At 72.7% G+C, this 15,354-nt stretch carries 17 protein-coding genes and 1 pseudogene; 7 read left to right on the top strand and 11 right to left on the bottom strand.

Annotated features, from left to right (window positions below):
• Entirely contained in the window at window positions 1–696 is a 696-nt protein-coding gene (locus tag EXE50_RS13205; protein ID WP_121599824.1) for a DUF2110 family protein, read from the bottom strand.
• Entirely contained in the window at window positions 696–1,220 is a 525-nt protein-coding gene (locus EXE50_RS13210) for a transcription factor (RefSeq protein ID WP_053770849.1), read from the bottom strand. Before EXE50_RS13210 ends, EXE50_RS13205 begins: the two co-directional genes overlap by 1 nt.
• A gap of 150 nt (window positions 1,221–1,370) precedes the next feature.
• Between EXE50_RS13210 and EXE50_RS13215 the strand changes: the two genes are divergently transcribed.
• A complete protein-coding gene (locus tag EXE50_RS13215; protein WP_053770850.1) occupies window positions 1,371–2,336 on the top strand; it encodes a hypothetical protein in 966 nt (321 codons plus the stop codon).
• A gap of 26 nt (window positions 2,337–2,362) precedes the next feature.
• Here EXE50_RS13215 and EXE50_RS13220 read toward each other — a convergent pair.
• Together EXE50_RS13220 and EXE50_RS13225 are read right to left on the bottom strand one after the other, a co-directional pair.
• Window positions 2,363–2,569, bottom strand: a pseudogene (locus EXE50_RS13220) (PAS domain-containing sensor histidine kinase); the annotation flags it as partial.
• A gap of 97 nt (window positions 2,570–2,666) precedes the next feature.
• The gene (locus EXE50_RS13225; protein ID WP_137705290.1) at window positions 2,667–3,302 is read right to left on the bottom strand and encodes a tRNA (cytidine(56)-2'-O)-methyltransferase; all 636 of its coding nucleotides are present in this window, start codon (window positions 3,300–3,302) and stop codon (window positions 2,667–2,669) included.
• Window positions 3,303–3,470: 168 nt separating this feature from the next.
• Here EXE50_RS13225 and EXE50_RS13230 point away from each other — a divergent pair, with 168 nt between their 5' ends.
• A complete protein-coding gene (locus EXE50_RS13230) occupies window positions 3,471–4,517 on the top strand; it encodes a phosphoribosylaminoimidazolesuccinocarboxamide synthase (RefSeq protein ID WP_053770853.1) in 1,047 nt (348 codons plus the stop codon).
• A gap of 93 nt (window positions 4,518–4,610) precedes the next feature.
• Window positions 4,611–5,327, top strand: a complete 717-nt coding sequence (locus tag EXE50_RS13235; protein ID WP_053770854.1) for a DUF47 domain-containing protein — start codon at window positions 4,611–4,613, stop codon at window positions 5,325–5,327.
• Window positions 5,328–5,337: 10 nt separating this feature from the next.
• Here EXE50_RS13235 and EXE50_RS13240 read toward each other — a convergent pair whose 3' ends face one another.
• The gene (locus tag EXE50_RS13240) at window positions 5,338–8,058 is read right to left on the bottom strand and encodes an AAA domain-containing protein (RefSeq protein ID WP_137705291.1); all 2,721 of its coding nucleotides are present in this window, start codon (window positions 8,056–8,058) and stop codon (window positions 5,338–5,340) included.
• 140 nt (window positions 8,059–8,198) lie between these two features.
• On the opposite strand from EXE50_RS13240, the gene EXE50_RS13245 reads away from it, so the two are divergent.
• Both EXE50_RS13245 and EXE50_RS17500 read left to right on the top strand, forming a co-directional pair.
• The gene (locus EXE50_RS13245) at window positions 8,199–8,750 is read left to right on the top strand and encodes a hypothetical protein (protein ID WP_053770856.1); all 552 of its coding nucleotides are present in this window, start codon (window positions 8,199–8,201) and stop codon (window positions 8,748–8,750) included.
• 83 nt (window positions 8,751–8,833) lie between these two features.
• Complete coding sequence (locus tag EXE50_RS17500; protein ID WP_167551891.1) at window positions 8,834–9,001, top strand: hypothetical protein; 168 nt, start codon at window positions 8,834–8,836, stop codon at window positions 8,999–9,001.
• Window positions 9,002–9,061: 60 nt separating this feature from the next.
• Here the strand turns inward: EXE50_RS17500 and EXE50_RS13250 are convergent, their stop codons facing one another.
• The 6 genes from EXE50_RS13250 to EXE50_RS13275 all read right to left on the bottom strand — a co-directional run bounded on the left by EXE50_RS13250 (window position 9,062) and on the right by EXE50_RS13275 (window position 14,064).
• The gene (locus EXE50_RS13250) at window positions 9,062–9,460 is read right to left on the bottom strand and encodes a hypothetical protein (RefSeq protein WP_053770857.1); all 399 of its coding nucleotides are present in this window, start codon (window positions 9,458–9,460) and stop codon (window positions 9,062–9,064) included.
• Between the two features lie 71 nt (window positions 9,461–9,531).
• Complete coding sequence (locus tag EXE50_RS13255) at window positions 9,532–10,707, bottom strand: hypothetical protein (RefSeq protein ID WP_053770858.1); 1,176 nt, start codon at window positions 10,705–10,707, stop codon at window positions 9,532–9,534.
• A gap of 3 nt (window positions 10,708–10,710) precedes the next feature.
• A complete protein-coding gene (gene hisI / locus EXE50_RS13260) occupies window positions 10,711–11,094 on the bottom strand; it encodes a phosphoribosyl-AMP cyclohydrolase (protein WP_053770859.1) in 384 nt (127 codons plus the stop codon).
• An 80-nt stretch (window positions 11,095–11,174) separates the two neighbouring features.
• A complete protein-coding gene (locus EXE50_RS13265; protein WP_241982683.1) occupies window positions 11,175–11,675 on the bottom strand; it encodes an N-acetyltransferase in 501 nt (166 codons plus the stop codon).
• A gap of 1 nt (window position 11,676) precedes the next feature.
• Complete coding sequence (locus tag EXE50_RS13270) at window positions 11,677–13,011, bottom strand: DUF92 domain-containing protein (protein ID WP_053770861.1); 1,335 nt, start codon at window positions 13,009–13,011, stop codon at window positions 11,677–11,679.
• Window positions 13,012–13,284: 273 nt separating this feature from the next.
• On the bottom strand, window positions 13,285–14,064 hold the full coding sequence (locus EXE50_RS13275; RefSeq protein WP_137705292.1) for an HAD-IIA family hydrolase: 780 nt from the start codon (window positions 14,062–14,064) through the stop codon (window positions 13,285–13,287).
• 150 nt (window positions 14,065–14,214) lie between these two features.
• On the opposite strand from EXE50_RS13275, the gene EXE50_RS13280 reads away from it, so the two are divergent.
• Complete coding sequence (locus EXE50_RS13280; protein WP_053770863.1) at window positions 14,215–14,988, top strand: GTP cyclohydrolase III; 774 nt, start codon at window positions 14,215–14,217, stop codon at window positions 14,986–14,988.
• Between the two features lie 100 nt (window positions 14,989–15,088).
• On the top strand, window positions 15,089–15,328 hold the full coding sequence (locus EXE50_RS13285; RefSeq protein WP_053770864.1) for a hypothetical protein: 240 nt from the start codon (window positions 15,089–15,091) through the stop codon (window positions 15,326–15,328).
• The last annotated feature ends 26 nt before the right edge of the window (window positions 15,329–15,354 follow it).

Genomic DNA, 15,354 nt, shown 5'->3' on the forward strand with positions numbered 1-15,354 from the left:
TTAGACCACACAGCGCATCTCGGCCGGGAGGTACGAGCCGATGGCGGCCAGCAGCCCCGGCGGGTCGGTCCCTTCGCCGCAGACGATGCTCTGTTCCAGCAGTCCGAGCCGCTCGACGGTGACGATGTCCTGCGCGTGGCCCGCGCGGTTCACCGTCGCGCGCGTCTCGCCGCGCGTCGCCGAGTTGACGTTCACCCGGCCGTCGCCGCGCCGCCAGTCGTACAGGCGGTCGCGCTCGGCGTCGGCCAGCCGGGACGGCTCCGCGTCCGGGTCGCCGGCGTCGCCCCCGTAGACGAACCGCAGGGGTAGGTGCTGGACGAGGCCGAAGCGCTCGACGACCTGCTCCGGCGAGCCGACGCCGAGGCCGAGCTCGTCGGCGGGCACGAACACGTCGACCCCGGCGTCGAGGGTGACCCCAACGTCGTCCCACGACTCGAGGGTGCCGACGTACTCCTCGCCGGCGTCGAGTCCGCCGTCGTGGGCGACTATCTCGCCCCACGTCTCCGCGAGGACGTTGCGCGCGACCGGCGCGTCCTCGCCGGTCACGTCGACCTGGACGAAGTCGTCGTCGCGCACGCCCACCTGCCAGTCGACGTCGAGCTCGCCGAGGTCGTTCGCCACGAGCGAGTTCATCCCGTCGAGCGCGCGGTCGCGAGCGTCGCCCTCGACGTAGCACTTGGTTGCGAGGACGACCATCAGCCGGTCACGTCCACGTTGAGCTCGTTGCGGAGCTCGTCGATGCGCTGGTCCATCGCGTCGCGGAGCCGGTCGTTGTCCATCGCGTCGAGGGGGGAGCCGCACTCGGGGCACTCGAAGCCGAAGTCCATCGCCTCGCCGAACTCGAAGCGGATCGAACACACCTCACAGAGGTAGAACTCGTGGGTGCGCTCGTACTCCTCGCGCTCCTCTAAGGCCTCGAGCAGCCGGTACATCTCCTCCTGGAGGTTCTCCGGGATGTTGTCGTAGTGGAACGTCCAGAGGTACGTGAGCCACCCGGAGTCCTCGTCGCGGACGCGCCGGTACGTCGCGAGGTCGTTCTCGTACAGGATGAACAGCGCGCGCCGCACGTCGTTGAGCTCCAAGCCGAGCTCCTCGGCCAGCTCCTCGTCGGTGACCTCGCCGTCGGGCGGCGCGGCCGCGACCGGCATCCCCGTCGGCCCCACCAGCTCGTGGAGGTACTTCTGGATGACGGGGTCGTTCAGTAGATCCTCAAAAGCCATTACGGGAAACTGGTGGTGGAATCCGGTTAAAACCTCCGAAAGGCGCGGTCGCGACGCTCCCGATCCGCCCCGCCGAGCGGCGTCCGGTCCGCCGCCGACCGACCCGCCGGTCCGGCAGAGCTTTAGGGGCCGTGACTCACACTCGCCCGTATGGCTGACTCGGTGGACGGACGGGGGCGACGCGCGCTCGGCGCCCTCGCGCTCCTCGCCGTCCCGACGGTGTTGGCGGCGGTCCCGCTGGCCGCGCTCGCCGCGCTGCTCGGCCCCGGCGGGCTCGGCGCGCTCCCGTTCGGCGCGGCCGGCGGCCTGCTCGCCGCGGCCGTCGTCGGACCGGCCGCGTCCGCGCTGCTCGGTCCGGTCCTCGTCGACAGGCGGATCGCGCGGCTCCCCGACGCCGACCTCGACGAGCGCCGCGCCGACTTCGTCGCCGACCGCGTCGCGTCGCTCGCGGCCGAGGTCGGCGTCGACCCGCCCGAGGTGACCGCGGTCCGCGCCGACGCCGCGAACGTCGCCGTCGCGGACGGCCACCGCGGGTCCCGACTGGTGGTCTCGACGCGGCTGCTCGCCCTCCCGAAGGCCGACCGGGACGCCGCGCTGCGCCACGCGCTCGTCAGGCTCCGGACGCGGCAGGCGCTGCTCGCGACCGCGACGCTCCCGGCGCTGGCGGCCGTCGAGACCGCGGCGCTGCTCGCGACGCTGCTCGTCGGGCGCCGGGGGGACCGCACCGCCGCGGACCGGCGCGTCAACCGGATCCACGGGTACGAGCCGGACCGCGAGCGCGTCCCGTCGTGGGCGTACGCCGCCGCCGGCGCGCTCTGCTGGCTGCTGCTGCTCCCGGCGTGGATCCCGGCGACGGTCGGCGACCGGTTCGCCGTCGCCGGCGGGCGCCGCGCCGCGGACGCGCTGGTCGCGCGCGCCGGCGCCGCGGAGCGCGAGGGGCTCGGCAACGCCGTCGCGTTCGCCGGCGACGCCGCGGGCGCCGGCGACTGGCCGCCGCTCCTCGACCGCCTCTCGCTCGTCTCCATGGCCGACGCCGAGACGGGCCGCGTCCGCGGGACGAGCCGGCAGGAGGCGCGGACGCGGCTCGCGCGGCTCCGCTCGAAGCGGACGCTGTAAGAGGGGCCTGCCGGTCCCGGCCCGACTCAGGGCCGCGCCGGGACCCGGAGCCGGACCGTCGTCCCGTCCTCGCCGGTCTCGACGTCGAACCCGCCGCCCGCCTCGGCCACGACCCAGTACACGAGCCGGATGCCGAGGCGGTCGGCGTGGGTCAGCGAGGTCTCGCCCGCCTCCAACACCTGCGTCTCGTGGTCCGGGATCCCGGGGGCGTCGTCGTCGACCTCGACGGTGACCGGGCTCCGCGACATCTTGAGCGGCACGCCGGAGGTCGTCGAGGAGGACCTGCGCCGCTCCGAGCGGGACGACGCCGACGAGTAGCGGAGCGCCGACTCAGTCGCGGTCGCCGTCCTCGGCGCTCTCGCCGGCCGCGTCGGCGCTCGCGTCCGCCGAGTCCCGGTCGGCGTCGACCACCGTCTTCCCGGTCGCCTCCGGCACCACGCGGCGGTCGGCGTCCGCCCACTCGCGGTCGAGCTCAGCGCCTCCGAACAGCCGGTCGAGGAACACCGCGAGCCCGGCGACCTCGGAGTGCGGCTGGTTCGTCACGCCCACGTTGAAGTCGGCGCGCTCGTACAGCGCCCACGGCACCTTCTCGCCGCCGACGACGACGAGGAGGTCGCGCGGCGGCGACGCCTCCCCCACCACCGCTGGCTCGTCGAGGCCGACCGCCTCCCGGACCGCCGCCTCCACGTCCTGGACGCGCTCGCCGTACATCGTCAGGTGGACGACCACGCCCTCGAAGTCGCGGACGATCGCCTTCTGGTCGTCGCGGAGTTCGACCGCGAACGGCCCGCCGAACCGGTCGGTGATGTCGCGGACCGTCTCCGCGGACTGCCCCGCGTTGTCGGGGAGGACCACCCGGTCGGCGCCGAGCGCCCGCGCCGTGAGCCCGACGTGCGTCGTCATGCGGTCGTCGCGCCCCGGCCGGTGGCCGTACCGGAGGACGACGACCTCGCGCGCATCGTTCATGCCACGGGCTGGGCGGGCGAGCGGGGTGTCGCTTTCGATGCGAGCGCGCCGGCGACGAGCCTCGTCGCGCTCGGTCCGATCCGCAGACGTGGATCGAAACGAGGTAAAACGGGTCGAGGTGACCACGTAACTGGAACCTTCTTGTGGGAGGCGGTCGCGGTATGCGCCATGACGAGCGTCAAGGAGTTCCGCGTCGACGAGCCGGCGACCGCCGACGGACTCGGCCGCGGTCGGTTCGTCTTCACGGACGCCTACTCGGTGTTCGACTGGGGGCAGATGCCCGACGCGATTCCGCACAAGGGCGCGAGCCTCTGCGCGATGGGCGCGTTCAACTTCGAGCTGCTGGAGCGCGAGGGGGTCCCGACCCACTACCGAGGGGTCGCGGACCCCGACTCCGGTCGCGTCGTCCCGCTCGACGAGGCGACCGCCCCGCCGACGGAGATGGCCATCGACCTGACGCAGGTGCCCGACCTCCCGTACGAGGGCCCCCACGCCGGCTACGACTACGACGCCTTCCACGCCGCGGGCGGAGAGAACTACCTCGTCCCGCTCGAAGTGGTCTTCCGCAATCGCGTCCCCGTCGGGTCCAGCCTGCGGCGCCGCAGGGAGCCCGCCGACTTCGGCCTCGACGACCTCGCCGGCGCCGACGGCGAGTGGCCGGACGAGCCGGTCGACCTCCCGGAGCCCGTCGTGGAGTTCTCGACGAAGTACGAGCAGCAGGACCGCTACCTGACCCGCGCGCAGGCCGACGAGGTCGCGGGCGTCGCCGACGTCGAGGCCCTCGAATCGCTCGCGCGCGACGTGAACCGCGTCGTCACCGACCGCGCCGAGGCGGCGGGCTTCGTGCACGAGGACGGCAAGATCGAGTGCCTCTCCGTCGACGGCGAGCTGCGCGTCGCCGACGTGGTCGGCACCTTCGACGAGAACCGGTTCTCCTACGGCGGCCGCGGGATCTCGAAGGAGGTCGTCCGCCAGTGGTACAAGGCGAACGACCCAGACTGGGTCGCGGCCGTGAAGGAAGCGAAGGAGTCGGTGGCGGGCCGCGAGACGGACGACTGGCGCGAGCTCTGCGACGAGTCTCCCGACCCACTCCCTCCCGCGGTCGTCGAGGCGGTCTCCGACCTGTACGCGGCCGGGGCGAACGCCTACACCGGCCGCGAGTGGTTCGACGCGCCCGGCGTCGAGGCCGCGCTCGACGCGGCCGAGGGCCTGTAACGTCAGGGGGATCGCCGGGAAGCGGGGGGCGGACCGTCACCATCGATCGGACGCGAGGGAACCTCTTTATCGCCGACGCGCGTGGATGGAGACATGCCCACCGAGGCCGACTTCGGGGAGCGGTTGGAGACCCAGACCGCGGCGTACCTCGACCGGATCGACGACTGCGTCGTCCTCCTGCCGCGCGTCCTCGACGAGTACGCCGACGAGGGTGCCTACCGGGACACTGTCGACGAGATAGCCGCCGTCGAAAGCGAGTGCGACGACCTCGTCCGCGACGTTCGGGCGCTCATCACGGATGCGGGGCCGGACGACATCGGACTGTTGAACACGCGGATCAACTTCAACGAGTCCGCCCTGCTCGACTTCTACAACGAGCTGGACGTGGTCGCGAACCACACCGAACGGATCGCTCAGGAGGTGGCGATGATGCGCCCCGACGCGAGCGTCGAGCCGTTCGCCGACATGCGCGAGATGGCGGACCGGATCGCCGAGATGGTCGCGGTCCTCGGCGACGTGGTCGAGGGGTTCGTCAGGGGGCTCACGCGCGCCGACGGAACGGAGACGTTGGCCGACGGAATCGAGGCGATCCGCGGCTTGGAAAGCGAGTGCGACGACCTCCGTAACGACGCGATCGAGACCGCGTTCGCCGACGAGACGATCGATCAGCCCCTCGTCTACCGCGGGCTCGCGATCCTGCTGGACGAACTCGCCAACGCCGTCGAGGACCTCACCGATCGGATCGTCGTTATCGCGAGCAAGGAGCCGGGAATCGTGGCCGAGTCGGCGTCGGACGCGGACGGGAACTGAATACCTCCCGTCACCGCCGCGCCCAGTCGAGCATGCGTCCGTAGAAGGGGTCGGAGGCGAGCGCGTCCGCGTCGCCGACGATCGTCAGCTGCTTTTTCGCCCGAGTGAGGGCCACGTTGACGCGGCGGTGGTCCTCGAAGATGGGCCCGTCCAGGTCGCCGGTCGCGACGAAGGAGACGAGGATGACTTCCTTCGAGGAGCCCTGGAAGCGGTCGACGGTGTCGACCGTCACGTCGGCCCGGCGACCGATCTCGGCGACCTGCGCGCGGAACGGCGCGATCACGCCGACGTCGTCGGGGTCGACGCCGGCGGCGACGTAGGCGTCGACGACCGCGGCGACGCGCTCGGCCTCGCGGACGTTCCGGTTGCCGTCGCGCTCGCCGTCCGGGTCGACGAACCCCACGCCGCCGGTCAGGTCGGGCGCGAGCGCGTCGGGGTCGACGCCGAGGTCCGCGAGCGTCTGCCCGGCGACCTCGGGCGTGGCGGGCCGGAGCGCGCCGTCGTAGAACTCCGCGGAGGCGAACGCCTGGATGCGCTGGCTCATCCGGTACTGGCGGTCGAGCATGACGCTCGCGTCCGGGTACGTCTCGATGAGGCGCTGGAAGAGGGAGGTCTTGAGGTCGTTCTCCGCGCGGACGACCGGCGGGAGTTGCTCGTGGTCGCCGACGAGGACGAACCGGTCCGCGAGGGTGATCGCGGCGTGGGTGCCCGGCTCCGTGAGCTGGGAGGCCTCGTCGACGAGCGCCACGTCGAACTCGCACTCGCGCATGACCCGGGAGCCGCAGGCCGCGGTGGTGGCGGCGACGACCGGGGCGTCCCGCAGCTCTGCCGCCTTCGCGTTCGGCTCGCCGCGCTGGACCAGCCGCACGTCCTGCATGTCGCCCCGGACCCCCGTCTCCGTGCCCACCCTGAGCACGTCGTCGAACCCCTGGTCGCGGAGCGCCGCCAGCGCGTTGTCGACCGCGCGGTTCGTGAACGCGGAGAGCAGCACGCGGTTCCCCTCCGCGACGAGGGCGCGTATCGTCCGCGCGATGGTGTACGTCTTCCCGGTGCCCGGCGGGCCGTGGATCAGCGCCAGGTCCTCGGCGTCGACCGCGAGCTCGACCGCCTCGTTCTGGGCCGCGTTGTTGCCGATGTACGCGTCGGGCGCGTCCGGGTCGTCGGTCCCGGGGCTGCCCGGCGGCCGTTCGCTCGGCTCCCGGAACCCGGGCTCGCGGCGGCCGAACAGCACGTCCTTGCGTTCCGGGTCGCCCTTCAGGACCGCGTCGTGGAGCGCGGTGAGCGACCGGTCGACGGAGATCTCGGAGGGGTAGACATCGAGCCGGCGCAGCTCGACCGGTTCGTCCGTCTCGACGACGACCTCGTCTTTCCCGAGTTCGGTGATGCGGCCGAGCTCCGCGTGGCCGGAGACGGGGTCGCCGTCGCTCGCGAGCGCCACGTCGCCCTCGCGGAGCTTCGAGACGGCGTCGCCGGGCTTCCGGGCGCGGAGCGCCCAGCGGGCGTCGTCGATCTCCGTCCGCGCGACCGGTTCGAGGCCGATCAGCGCGCGGTCGTCCGCGGCGCGTTCTTCGGGGCTCTGCTCCCACAGCTTCCGGTACTCCGCGTGGGTCTCGCGGCGCTCCTCCGCTAAGGCGACGTAGAAGCGGTCGAAGTAGTCGCGCTCCGCGTCGGGGACCGGCGTCCCGATCTGCCCCGCCTTCGACTCCTGGTCGAGCCGGCCGGAGACCACCATACAGGCGTCCTGCTCGAAGCAGTAGCTGCACGTCGCGTCCGCCTCGTACCCCGTCGGCACCGTCGGGCGCTCGCCGGGGTCGTTGAGCGCGCGCCACTCCATCGCGGCGAGGGCGTTGCGCTCGCGCACGACGAACTCAAGGAAGCCGCGCCCGACCGTGAACTCCTTGGCGGGCGCGAGGTCGCCCGACGCCTCGCTGCGGTCGAGGGCGGTGTTCTTCGTGTACAGCAGCGTCCCGATGTCCGGGTCGACACCCCGCTCGTCGAGCATGAGCGCGTAGCAGGCCGCCTGGACCTTGTCGTGGAAGCGCGGCTCCCGCTTGGTGTTCTTCCCCGTCTTCAGCTCGACGGGCGTGCCGCGCCGGAGCGCGTCCGCCCGCCCCTTCAGCCCGAAGGTGGGCGAGATGAGGCTGAACTCCGAGCGCCACGTGTCGTCGTCGGAGAGCGTCCCCTGCGCGAGCCACCCCTCGATCGCGGCGGCGTTGCGGCGCACCTCCTCTTCGACCTCCTCGGTCTCGTAGCCGAGGAGGCCGAGTTCGAGCCCCGCCTCCGCGACGCGGTCCTCGACGGACGCCTCCAGCTCCACCCCGCGGAGCAGGTCGCCGAACACCTCGTGGACGATGGTCCCCTTGACCACCGGGTAGTTGAGCGGGATCCCGGAGAGCTTGTTCAGGTAGTACATCCGCGGGCACTGGACCCACGACCGGATCCCCGTCACGTCGACGAGGAAGTCGGGCTGGAGGACGACCCACGACTCGCCGGTCGTGGCGTACCCCGTCTCGCCGCGGTACTCGTCCTCCTCCGCGTCGGTGACGAGCAGCTCCATCCCCGGCTCCGCGTGCTCGGCCGTCTCCGTCCACTTCCCCCACAGCGTCACGTCGACCGGGTCGCCCGCGCCGCGGTCGGGCCGGACCCGCACCTCGCGGAGGTCGCGCTCGCCGTGCGACGTCGACACCGTCCGCGCCTCCCCGACGGAGACGATCGGCCCCCGAACGTTCACGTCCCCGCTCGGCGGCGGCACCGAAAAACGCTGTCGGTGAGCGCGGTCGTCGCGGCCGGCGCTCCTCTGCTCGCCGTCGCCCCCGCGTTCGCCCCGCACCGACACGCTCTTGCGCTCGCGACCCCCACGCATCCACCAGCATGCGCGTACGAGACTGGGACGACATCCTCGCGGACGTCGCGAGCGACTCGACCGACCCCGACGGCTGGCGCGCGGTCGCCGGCACCCGCCGCGGCGGCCTCGGCGAGGACCTCTACTTCGGCCACCCGAGCGTCGGCCTCTACCACCTGAAGACGTACGCCAAGAACCCCCGCGACCTCCGCGGCGTCGGCGCGCAGGTCGCCCGCAGCGTCGACGACGAGCTCGACCCGCTCCTCCCGGACGCCGACAGCGACGGGCGGTTCGCCGTTCGGTCGGCCCCGGAGGACGAGGAGCACGCCGAGGAGATGGCGACCCGGCTCACGGAGACGCTGCGGGTCCACGCGGAGGCGCCGACCGACCCCGACCACCTCTTCGAGGACGTGATGGAGGCCGTCGAGTCGCCCGCGTTCGGCCCGATGGAGTACGAGTTCGACGGCCGCCCGGACGAGCTCGACGAGCTCTCCGACACCTTCGAGCAGGCCGAGGAGCTGCTCACCAGCGAGCTCGACGACCTGATCGAAGACGACGACGTGGACCGCGGGTTCCACTGACGGGAGCGACCGCTCGGTCCGCGCGGACCGAGCCTGCCGACCACCGCCGCATCGGTTTTGTCGCTCCGCGGTCAACGTCTGGTATGGGACTCAAAGAAGACACCGCGAACGGCGTAATCTCGCTCGGCATCGGCGTCATCGTCACCTGGCTCACCGCCGGCGACGGCGACCACAGCACGGCTGACCTCCTCGTCGCGGTCGCGATCAGCTCGTTCCTCTCGGGCTTCTTCACGAGCTACTTCGCGAAGTGACGCGCGGAGCGGCGAGGGGGAGCCGGAACCGTCGCCCTCAGATCGCCGTCACCTACGCCCTCAGATCGCCGTCACCCACGCCCGGTACTCGGCGTCGAGCTCGTACACCTCGCGGAACGCGCGCTCGACGAACCCCGCGACGCGGTTCGCGTCCGAGCGCGCGGTGACGACGGCGTTCGTCCCCTCGGCCTCCTCGGGGCTGACGAGCTCGTCGATCCGGAACTCGGGGAACTCCGAGAGCAGGTCCTTCAGGCGCTCTAGCTCCTCGTCGGTACAGTCCATGATGAGCTCGGTCCCCACGAGCTGGATCCACGGCGGCACCTCGCCGCCCTCGGTGTCGTCGCTGGCGGGGTCGACGTCGACGGTCATCACGTCGCCGGAGCGCGCGCGGTGCGCGGCCGCGGCGTCGGCGAACAGCCTCAGCCGCTCGTCCTCGCCCGCGGCGTCGAATCTGGTCATACCCACGCTCGGCCGCGACGGGGCTTAAAAATCCGCACTCCGCGGCCGCGGGAGACTCCGCCCGTCCCCGGTCACTCTCGCTCCGTCTCCGCCAGCACGTCCTCGACGGTCGACAGCGTCCGCTCGGCCTCGGCGAGCCGCGCCTCGGCCTCCCCCTCCTCGATCAGCGCCAGGTCCTCGTCGTCGAGTTCGTGTCGAACCTCGGCCGCGCGGCGGAGCCGCTCGTACTCGTCGCTCCGCGCCAGCTCCCGGACGGAGCGCAGGGTCGCGACCGCCTCGTCGTCCGCGATCCGTCCGACGAGCGGGACCAGCTCGTCGATCTCGTAGGCCAGCTCGTCGCCGGACTTCGGCGGCCAGTCGAGCGTCAGCGGCTCGCCGTCGAGCCGTTCTAGGTACGTCCGGTGGACCGCGACCGCGGTGCGGAGCGCGCCCGGGTCGTCGACGTAGTGCTCCAGCTTGGAGTTCGTGTAGTCGGCGTACTCCAGCAGCGTCGCGGGCGGCTCCTCGCCGGCCGCGTGCGTCTCGACGTACTCCGCGAGGTCCGTCGGCGGCACGTCGACGTCGACGAAGGGCGTCCCGTCGGCGCGGTCGAGGAAGTCGAACACCTCGCGGGCCGACGCCGACTTGAAGAACTCCTCGAACGCCGCCCGGACCGCCTCGTCGTACGCCTCGATCGGCTCGCGGACGCGGTCGAGGTCCGCGTCGAGGTCGGCGTCGGCCATCTCGGCGACCTCGCGGAGCCCGTCGAGCCGCGCGTCGAGGCGCTTGCGGGCCTCGCGGGCCGCCTTCCGGGCCGCCCGGTAGTCGTCGACCGCGTCGTCGTACGCCTCGAGGAGGTCGACGAACTCCCCGGCCGGCTCCAGCGCCTCGCGGGCGGCCGCGAAGTCCTCCTCGGAGAGCCGGCGCTTGTCGACCGCCTCGTCGGCGGCGTCGAACGCCGCCGCGGCCGGGAGGTCGTCGTCGACGTCGACCGCGTCGTCGAACTCGCCGCGGAACCGGACGTACGACTCGAAGTCGCCGGAGCCGACCGCGTCCTCCTCGAACCGGTCGAGGATCCGGTGCGCGTGCCGGTACGCGTCGGCCGCCGCCTCGACGCGCTCGCGGCCGTAACCGTCGATCCGCGACTCGATCCGACGCAGTTCGTCGTAGCGCTCGCGGAGGCGCGCGGCCGCCTCGCCCGCCTCGGCGACCGGGTCGTCCCCCTCGCCCTCGGCCCGTCCCGCGGTCCCGCCGGCGCTCTCGGACATCGGTCAGTACACCTCGTCCGGGTCGAAGACGCGCTCGCCGACGTGCTCGCCGTCTATCGTCCGGTGGAAGCACGACCGGTGGCCGGTGTGGCAGGCGCCGCCCGCCTGGTCAACGAGGTACAGCAGGGCGTCCGCGTCGCAGTCGACCCGGACCTCCCGGACCGACTGGGTGTGGCCGGAGGTGGCTCCCTTGTGCCACAGCTCCTCGCGGGACCGGGAGTAGTAGTGGGCCTCGCCGGTCTCGCGGGTGCGCGCCAGCGCCTCGGGCGAGACGTACGCGAGCATCAGCACCTCGCCGGAGTCGGCGTCCTGGGCGACCGCCGGCACCAGCCCGTCCTCGCCGAAGTCGACGTCGATCGGCTCGGCCTCCGCGTCGGCGTCACTCATGTCCGTCCGGAGGCGTGGCGCTCGAATAGTCCTTGTGCCTGCGGTCACCGCGCGGAGGCCGTCGTCCGGCGGTCGGGGCGCTATCTCCGCCGCAGCACGAGCGCGTCGCCGTCGGCGTACGCGTCCGGCCGCCGCTCGATGACCTCGAAGCCGAGCGAGTCGTACAGCGCGAGCGCGGCGTCGTTGTCCGGGTGCGCCTGGAGCGTCACCGGCCCGTCGGCGTCCGCTATCGCCGCCCGCAGGAGCCCGCGGGCGCGCCCCTCCCGGCGGAACCCGGGCGCGACGACGAGCTCGGCGAGGTGGACGCCGGGCCGGTTCGGCGCGTCGACCGGGAGCAGGTAGCCGACGACGCGCCCGTCCGCGACGGTCACCCGGGCGGCGCCGACCGCCAGCCCGTACTCCAGCAGGTCCGGGCTCGGCTGCCGAAGGTGCGACTGGAGCTCGCGGATCCGGTCGGCGTCCGCGGTCCGCCCCGGCCGAACCCTCGGGTCCGGGCCGTCGCGGTCGCCGTCGTCGGCAGCGGCCGCGTCGTCGCCGCCGCGCTCGTCTCGGTCGGGGCCGGCGGCGTTCTCGCCCGCCATCTCACGCGACCCCCCAGAGCGCGACGGCGACGGCCGCGCCGGCCAGCGTCGCGAGGAAGTTCACGGTCTGGTTCCCGATCCGGTCGCCCTCTATCAGGGCGCCGAGGAGGCTGTCGACGGTCATGCCGGCGACGCCCGCCGCGACGACCGCGCCGCCCGCCGCGACCCCGCCCGGGGTCACCGGGTCGAGGACCGGCGCCCCGGCGGCGGCGAGGAGGCCGACGAGCAGCGCGCCGGCGAGGCCCGCCAGCTCGCCCTGCCAGGTGATCGCGCCGTCGGTGCCGGGCTCGACGCGGCGGAGCGTCGTCACCAGCCGCGGGCCGTCGAAGAGGCCGCCGATCTCAGAGGAGAGCGTGTCGGCCATCGCGGTCGCCGTCGCGCCCGCGAAGGCGAAGCCGAGCGGCGCGGCCGGGACAGCGAGGTGCGGCGCGGCCGCGTAGCCCACCACCGCCGCGAGCGCGACCGCGGAGTTCGCCAGCACGTTGCCGGTGCCGCGGGCGCCCTCGTTCTCCTGAGCGACGCCCCGGGCGGCCTTCTCGTCGAACCGGTACTTCGAGGCGAGGCCGCCGATAGCGTAGAAGGCCATCAGCGTCGCGAACCATCCCACGCCGCCGAGGACGGCCGCGAGCAACGCCGAGACGACGCCGGTGAGCATCCCCGCCACCGAGGCGGTGCCGATGGCGAACGAGACGTAGCCGAGCGCGCCGGTCACCGGGAGGGCGACGAGGATGAGCGCGACGCCGACGGTCGGCTCCAGCGCGAGGAACCCCCACGTCACGAACGCGACGAGGATCGTCGTGATGTGTGCGTCGCGGGAGAACACGAGCGACCGGACCAGCGCCGCCGTGAGCGCGGCCGCCGCCGCGAGGAAGACGAGGAGGGGGACCGTCGCGCCGTCGACGGGGGCGCCGGTCTGGAGCCGCACCCCCGCCTGCCCGACGAGGGCGGCGGCCGTTCCGGCGACGACGTAGCCGGCGACGAGCGGGAACTCGTCGGTCGTCCGCCGTGAGACGACCGTCCGTCCGAGGCGGCCGACGCCGACCGCGAGCGTCGCGGCCGCGAACGCCTCGTACGGCAGCGGGGCGCGCGGCAGCGACGCGAACAGCGCGAGGCCCGCGCCGGCGAGCGCGAAGGAGACGAGCCCGTAGAGCCGCTCCGCCTCGCGGTCGCCGGGCAGCGCGAGCGTCTCGAACCACTCGCCGTCGCGGACGCCGAAGAAGGCCGCGCCGGCGACGGCGAAGAAGGGGACGGCGGCGGCGGTGTCGAGCGCCGGTGCGAGGACCGCAATGGCGGCCACCGCGGCGAAGATACTCGCGCGTCGGAGCCTCCGTATCACACCATCGGCTACCCCCGACGACCACTTAACGGTCCCGACAGCCGTCGGGCGGTCGCTCGGCGCCGCCTCCCGCCCGACGCCGCGCTCAGTACCGGTACTCGTTGAACTGGACCGCGTGTCCCTCCAGCACGCGGACGGACTCCTCGGGGTCCTCCTCGTCGTCGGCGGTCCGGTCCTCGTGTGAGTCAACCACTCCCATATGCGAGCGGTACGCTCGCCGGTACATAACTGTTTCCCACGCGGTGAACGTTATCGCCCTCCGCGACGCGGCGCTCAGCCGAGTACGCGGTCGATCTCTCCGAGGTGGTCGATCACGTGGTCCGGGTCGATGTCCGAGGCCGCGAGGGCGGCCTCGTCGGTGACGCCCGACCGGACGAGGACGGACGTCATCCCGGCGCGCTCGCCGAGCGCGATGTCCGTGTCGAGCCGGTCGCCGACGACGAGACACTCCTCGGGCGGATACGGGAGTCGCTCGCGGACCATCTCGATGGCGGTGTCGGAGGGCTTGCCGAGGACGGCGTCGGGCTCGCGCTCCGCGACGCCCGCTATCGCGTTGATCACGGCCCCGGAGCCGGGCACGTCGCGCTCGGGCGCCGGGATAACCACGTCGGGGTCGGTGCCGATGAACGGGATGTCGCGCTCCAAGGCCCACAGCGCGGTACAGAGGTCGTCGTAGTCGAACTCGCGGTCGATGGAGGCGACTAGGGCGTCGGCGGCCTCGACCGAGTCGGTCGTCGAGAGGCCGGCGGCCGCGAACTGGTCGAGCAGCCCCGACTCGCCGATACAGAGGAGGTCGTCGTCGGCGTGGCGCTCTCGGAGGTACCGCGTGGTCACGCTGCCGGCGGTGAACACCCGGTCGGCGCCCACGTCGTACCCCGCCGCGCCGAGGCGGTCGACGTACGCCGGGGGCGCCTTCGTCGGGTTGTTCGAGACGAACAGCGTCTCGACCCCCGCCTCCCGGAGCCGGCGGTACCCCGTCGGGGCGCCCGGGATCGGATCGTCGCCGCGCACGACCGTGCCGTCGACGTCGACGACGGCGCCGCTGAATTCCATGTCGGGAGTGGGAGCGCCACGGCCGTAGGGGTTGCGCCCGGATCAGCGGTGCCTCCCAGCCACCCGCCGCAGAGATCACGAACTCGGTACCGGTCCCACCTTCGGGATAACGGAAGGGTAAAGCGGCCGCGTTCCATATCGGTGGTCACTGTGACGACGACCCAGGTGACCCTCGTCCAGATCGACAACTACGGGCCGTGGACGACGACGCCGGAGCCCCGTCGCGAGATGGATCTCCAGACGCTCCAGTCGCGGCTCTACGCCGACGTCGCCCAGTTCCTCGGGCACCGCGACGCCTACGTCTTCTTCACTCGCTTCGACAACATGATCGCCGTGACCAACGGGGTCGACGGCGCCGCCCACGCGACGCTCCAGGAGTCGATCGGCAACCGCTACCCGGTCACCGTGAGCCTCGGAACCGCCGTCGCCGAGCGCCCCGTCGACGCGCTCGAGGCGGCGAACCGACGGCTCCAGACCGCGGGCAGCGCCCAGGACGAGAGCCGGACCGAGGTGCTCGCCGGCGAGTACCTCTCGGAGACGAACCGGTCCGACCTCCAGGTCGCGCACTTCGACGTGATCAACGCGACCGGCAAGTACACCGACCGGCTCAACGAGTTCGACACGTTCATCAACATCGAACGGGCGTACGGCTCGCTGATGCGCCACCTCCGCGAGGCGCACGGCGCGCTCTCCTTCTTCGTCGGCGGCGACAACGTCGTCGCGGTCTGCCCCGACCTCCCCGAGTCGGCGTTCTCGTCGGCGGTCGCCCACGTCGAGGACGACGTCGACATCGAGCTCCAGGTCGGCGTGGGCCGGGGGGCCTCCGCTCACGAGGCCGGCTTCGCGGCCAAGCACGCCCTCGAAGACTGCCGGCACGACGGGACGAACGTCGAGCTGTTCGGCGTGCCCGCCGTCAGCGACTGACTGGCTCGCCGGTCGGTCGAGCTCGCCGCCCCTTCGCCGAATCAATTCTGATAATTTCGGTGCGAGGTTTTTATACACCGCTCCGATACCTCCGGATAGCATGTCAGAGGAGATAGTGTTCGTCTGTACGGCGGACGGCTGTGACGAGGGCCCGTGGGAGGGCTCGCACGACGCGATGGCGCACTGCTCCGAGCACCCGGACCACGGGTACACGGGGATGCCGCGGTCCGAGCTCGACCCGAGCCGCGAGGTGATCCCCGCGACCGCGACGCGGGAGCGCGACAACCGCAACCTCCAGCACAAAGGGCACCCGAAGGGTGCGTACGCGCAGAACGACTGACACGTCCCGACGGACGGGCCGCGGTC

This window comes from Halorubrum sp. ARQ200 (assembly GCF_005435115.1).
Lineage (GTDB): Archaea > Halobacteriota > Halobacteria > Halobacteriales > Haloferacaceae > Halorubrum > Halorubrum tropicale.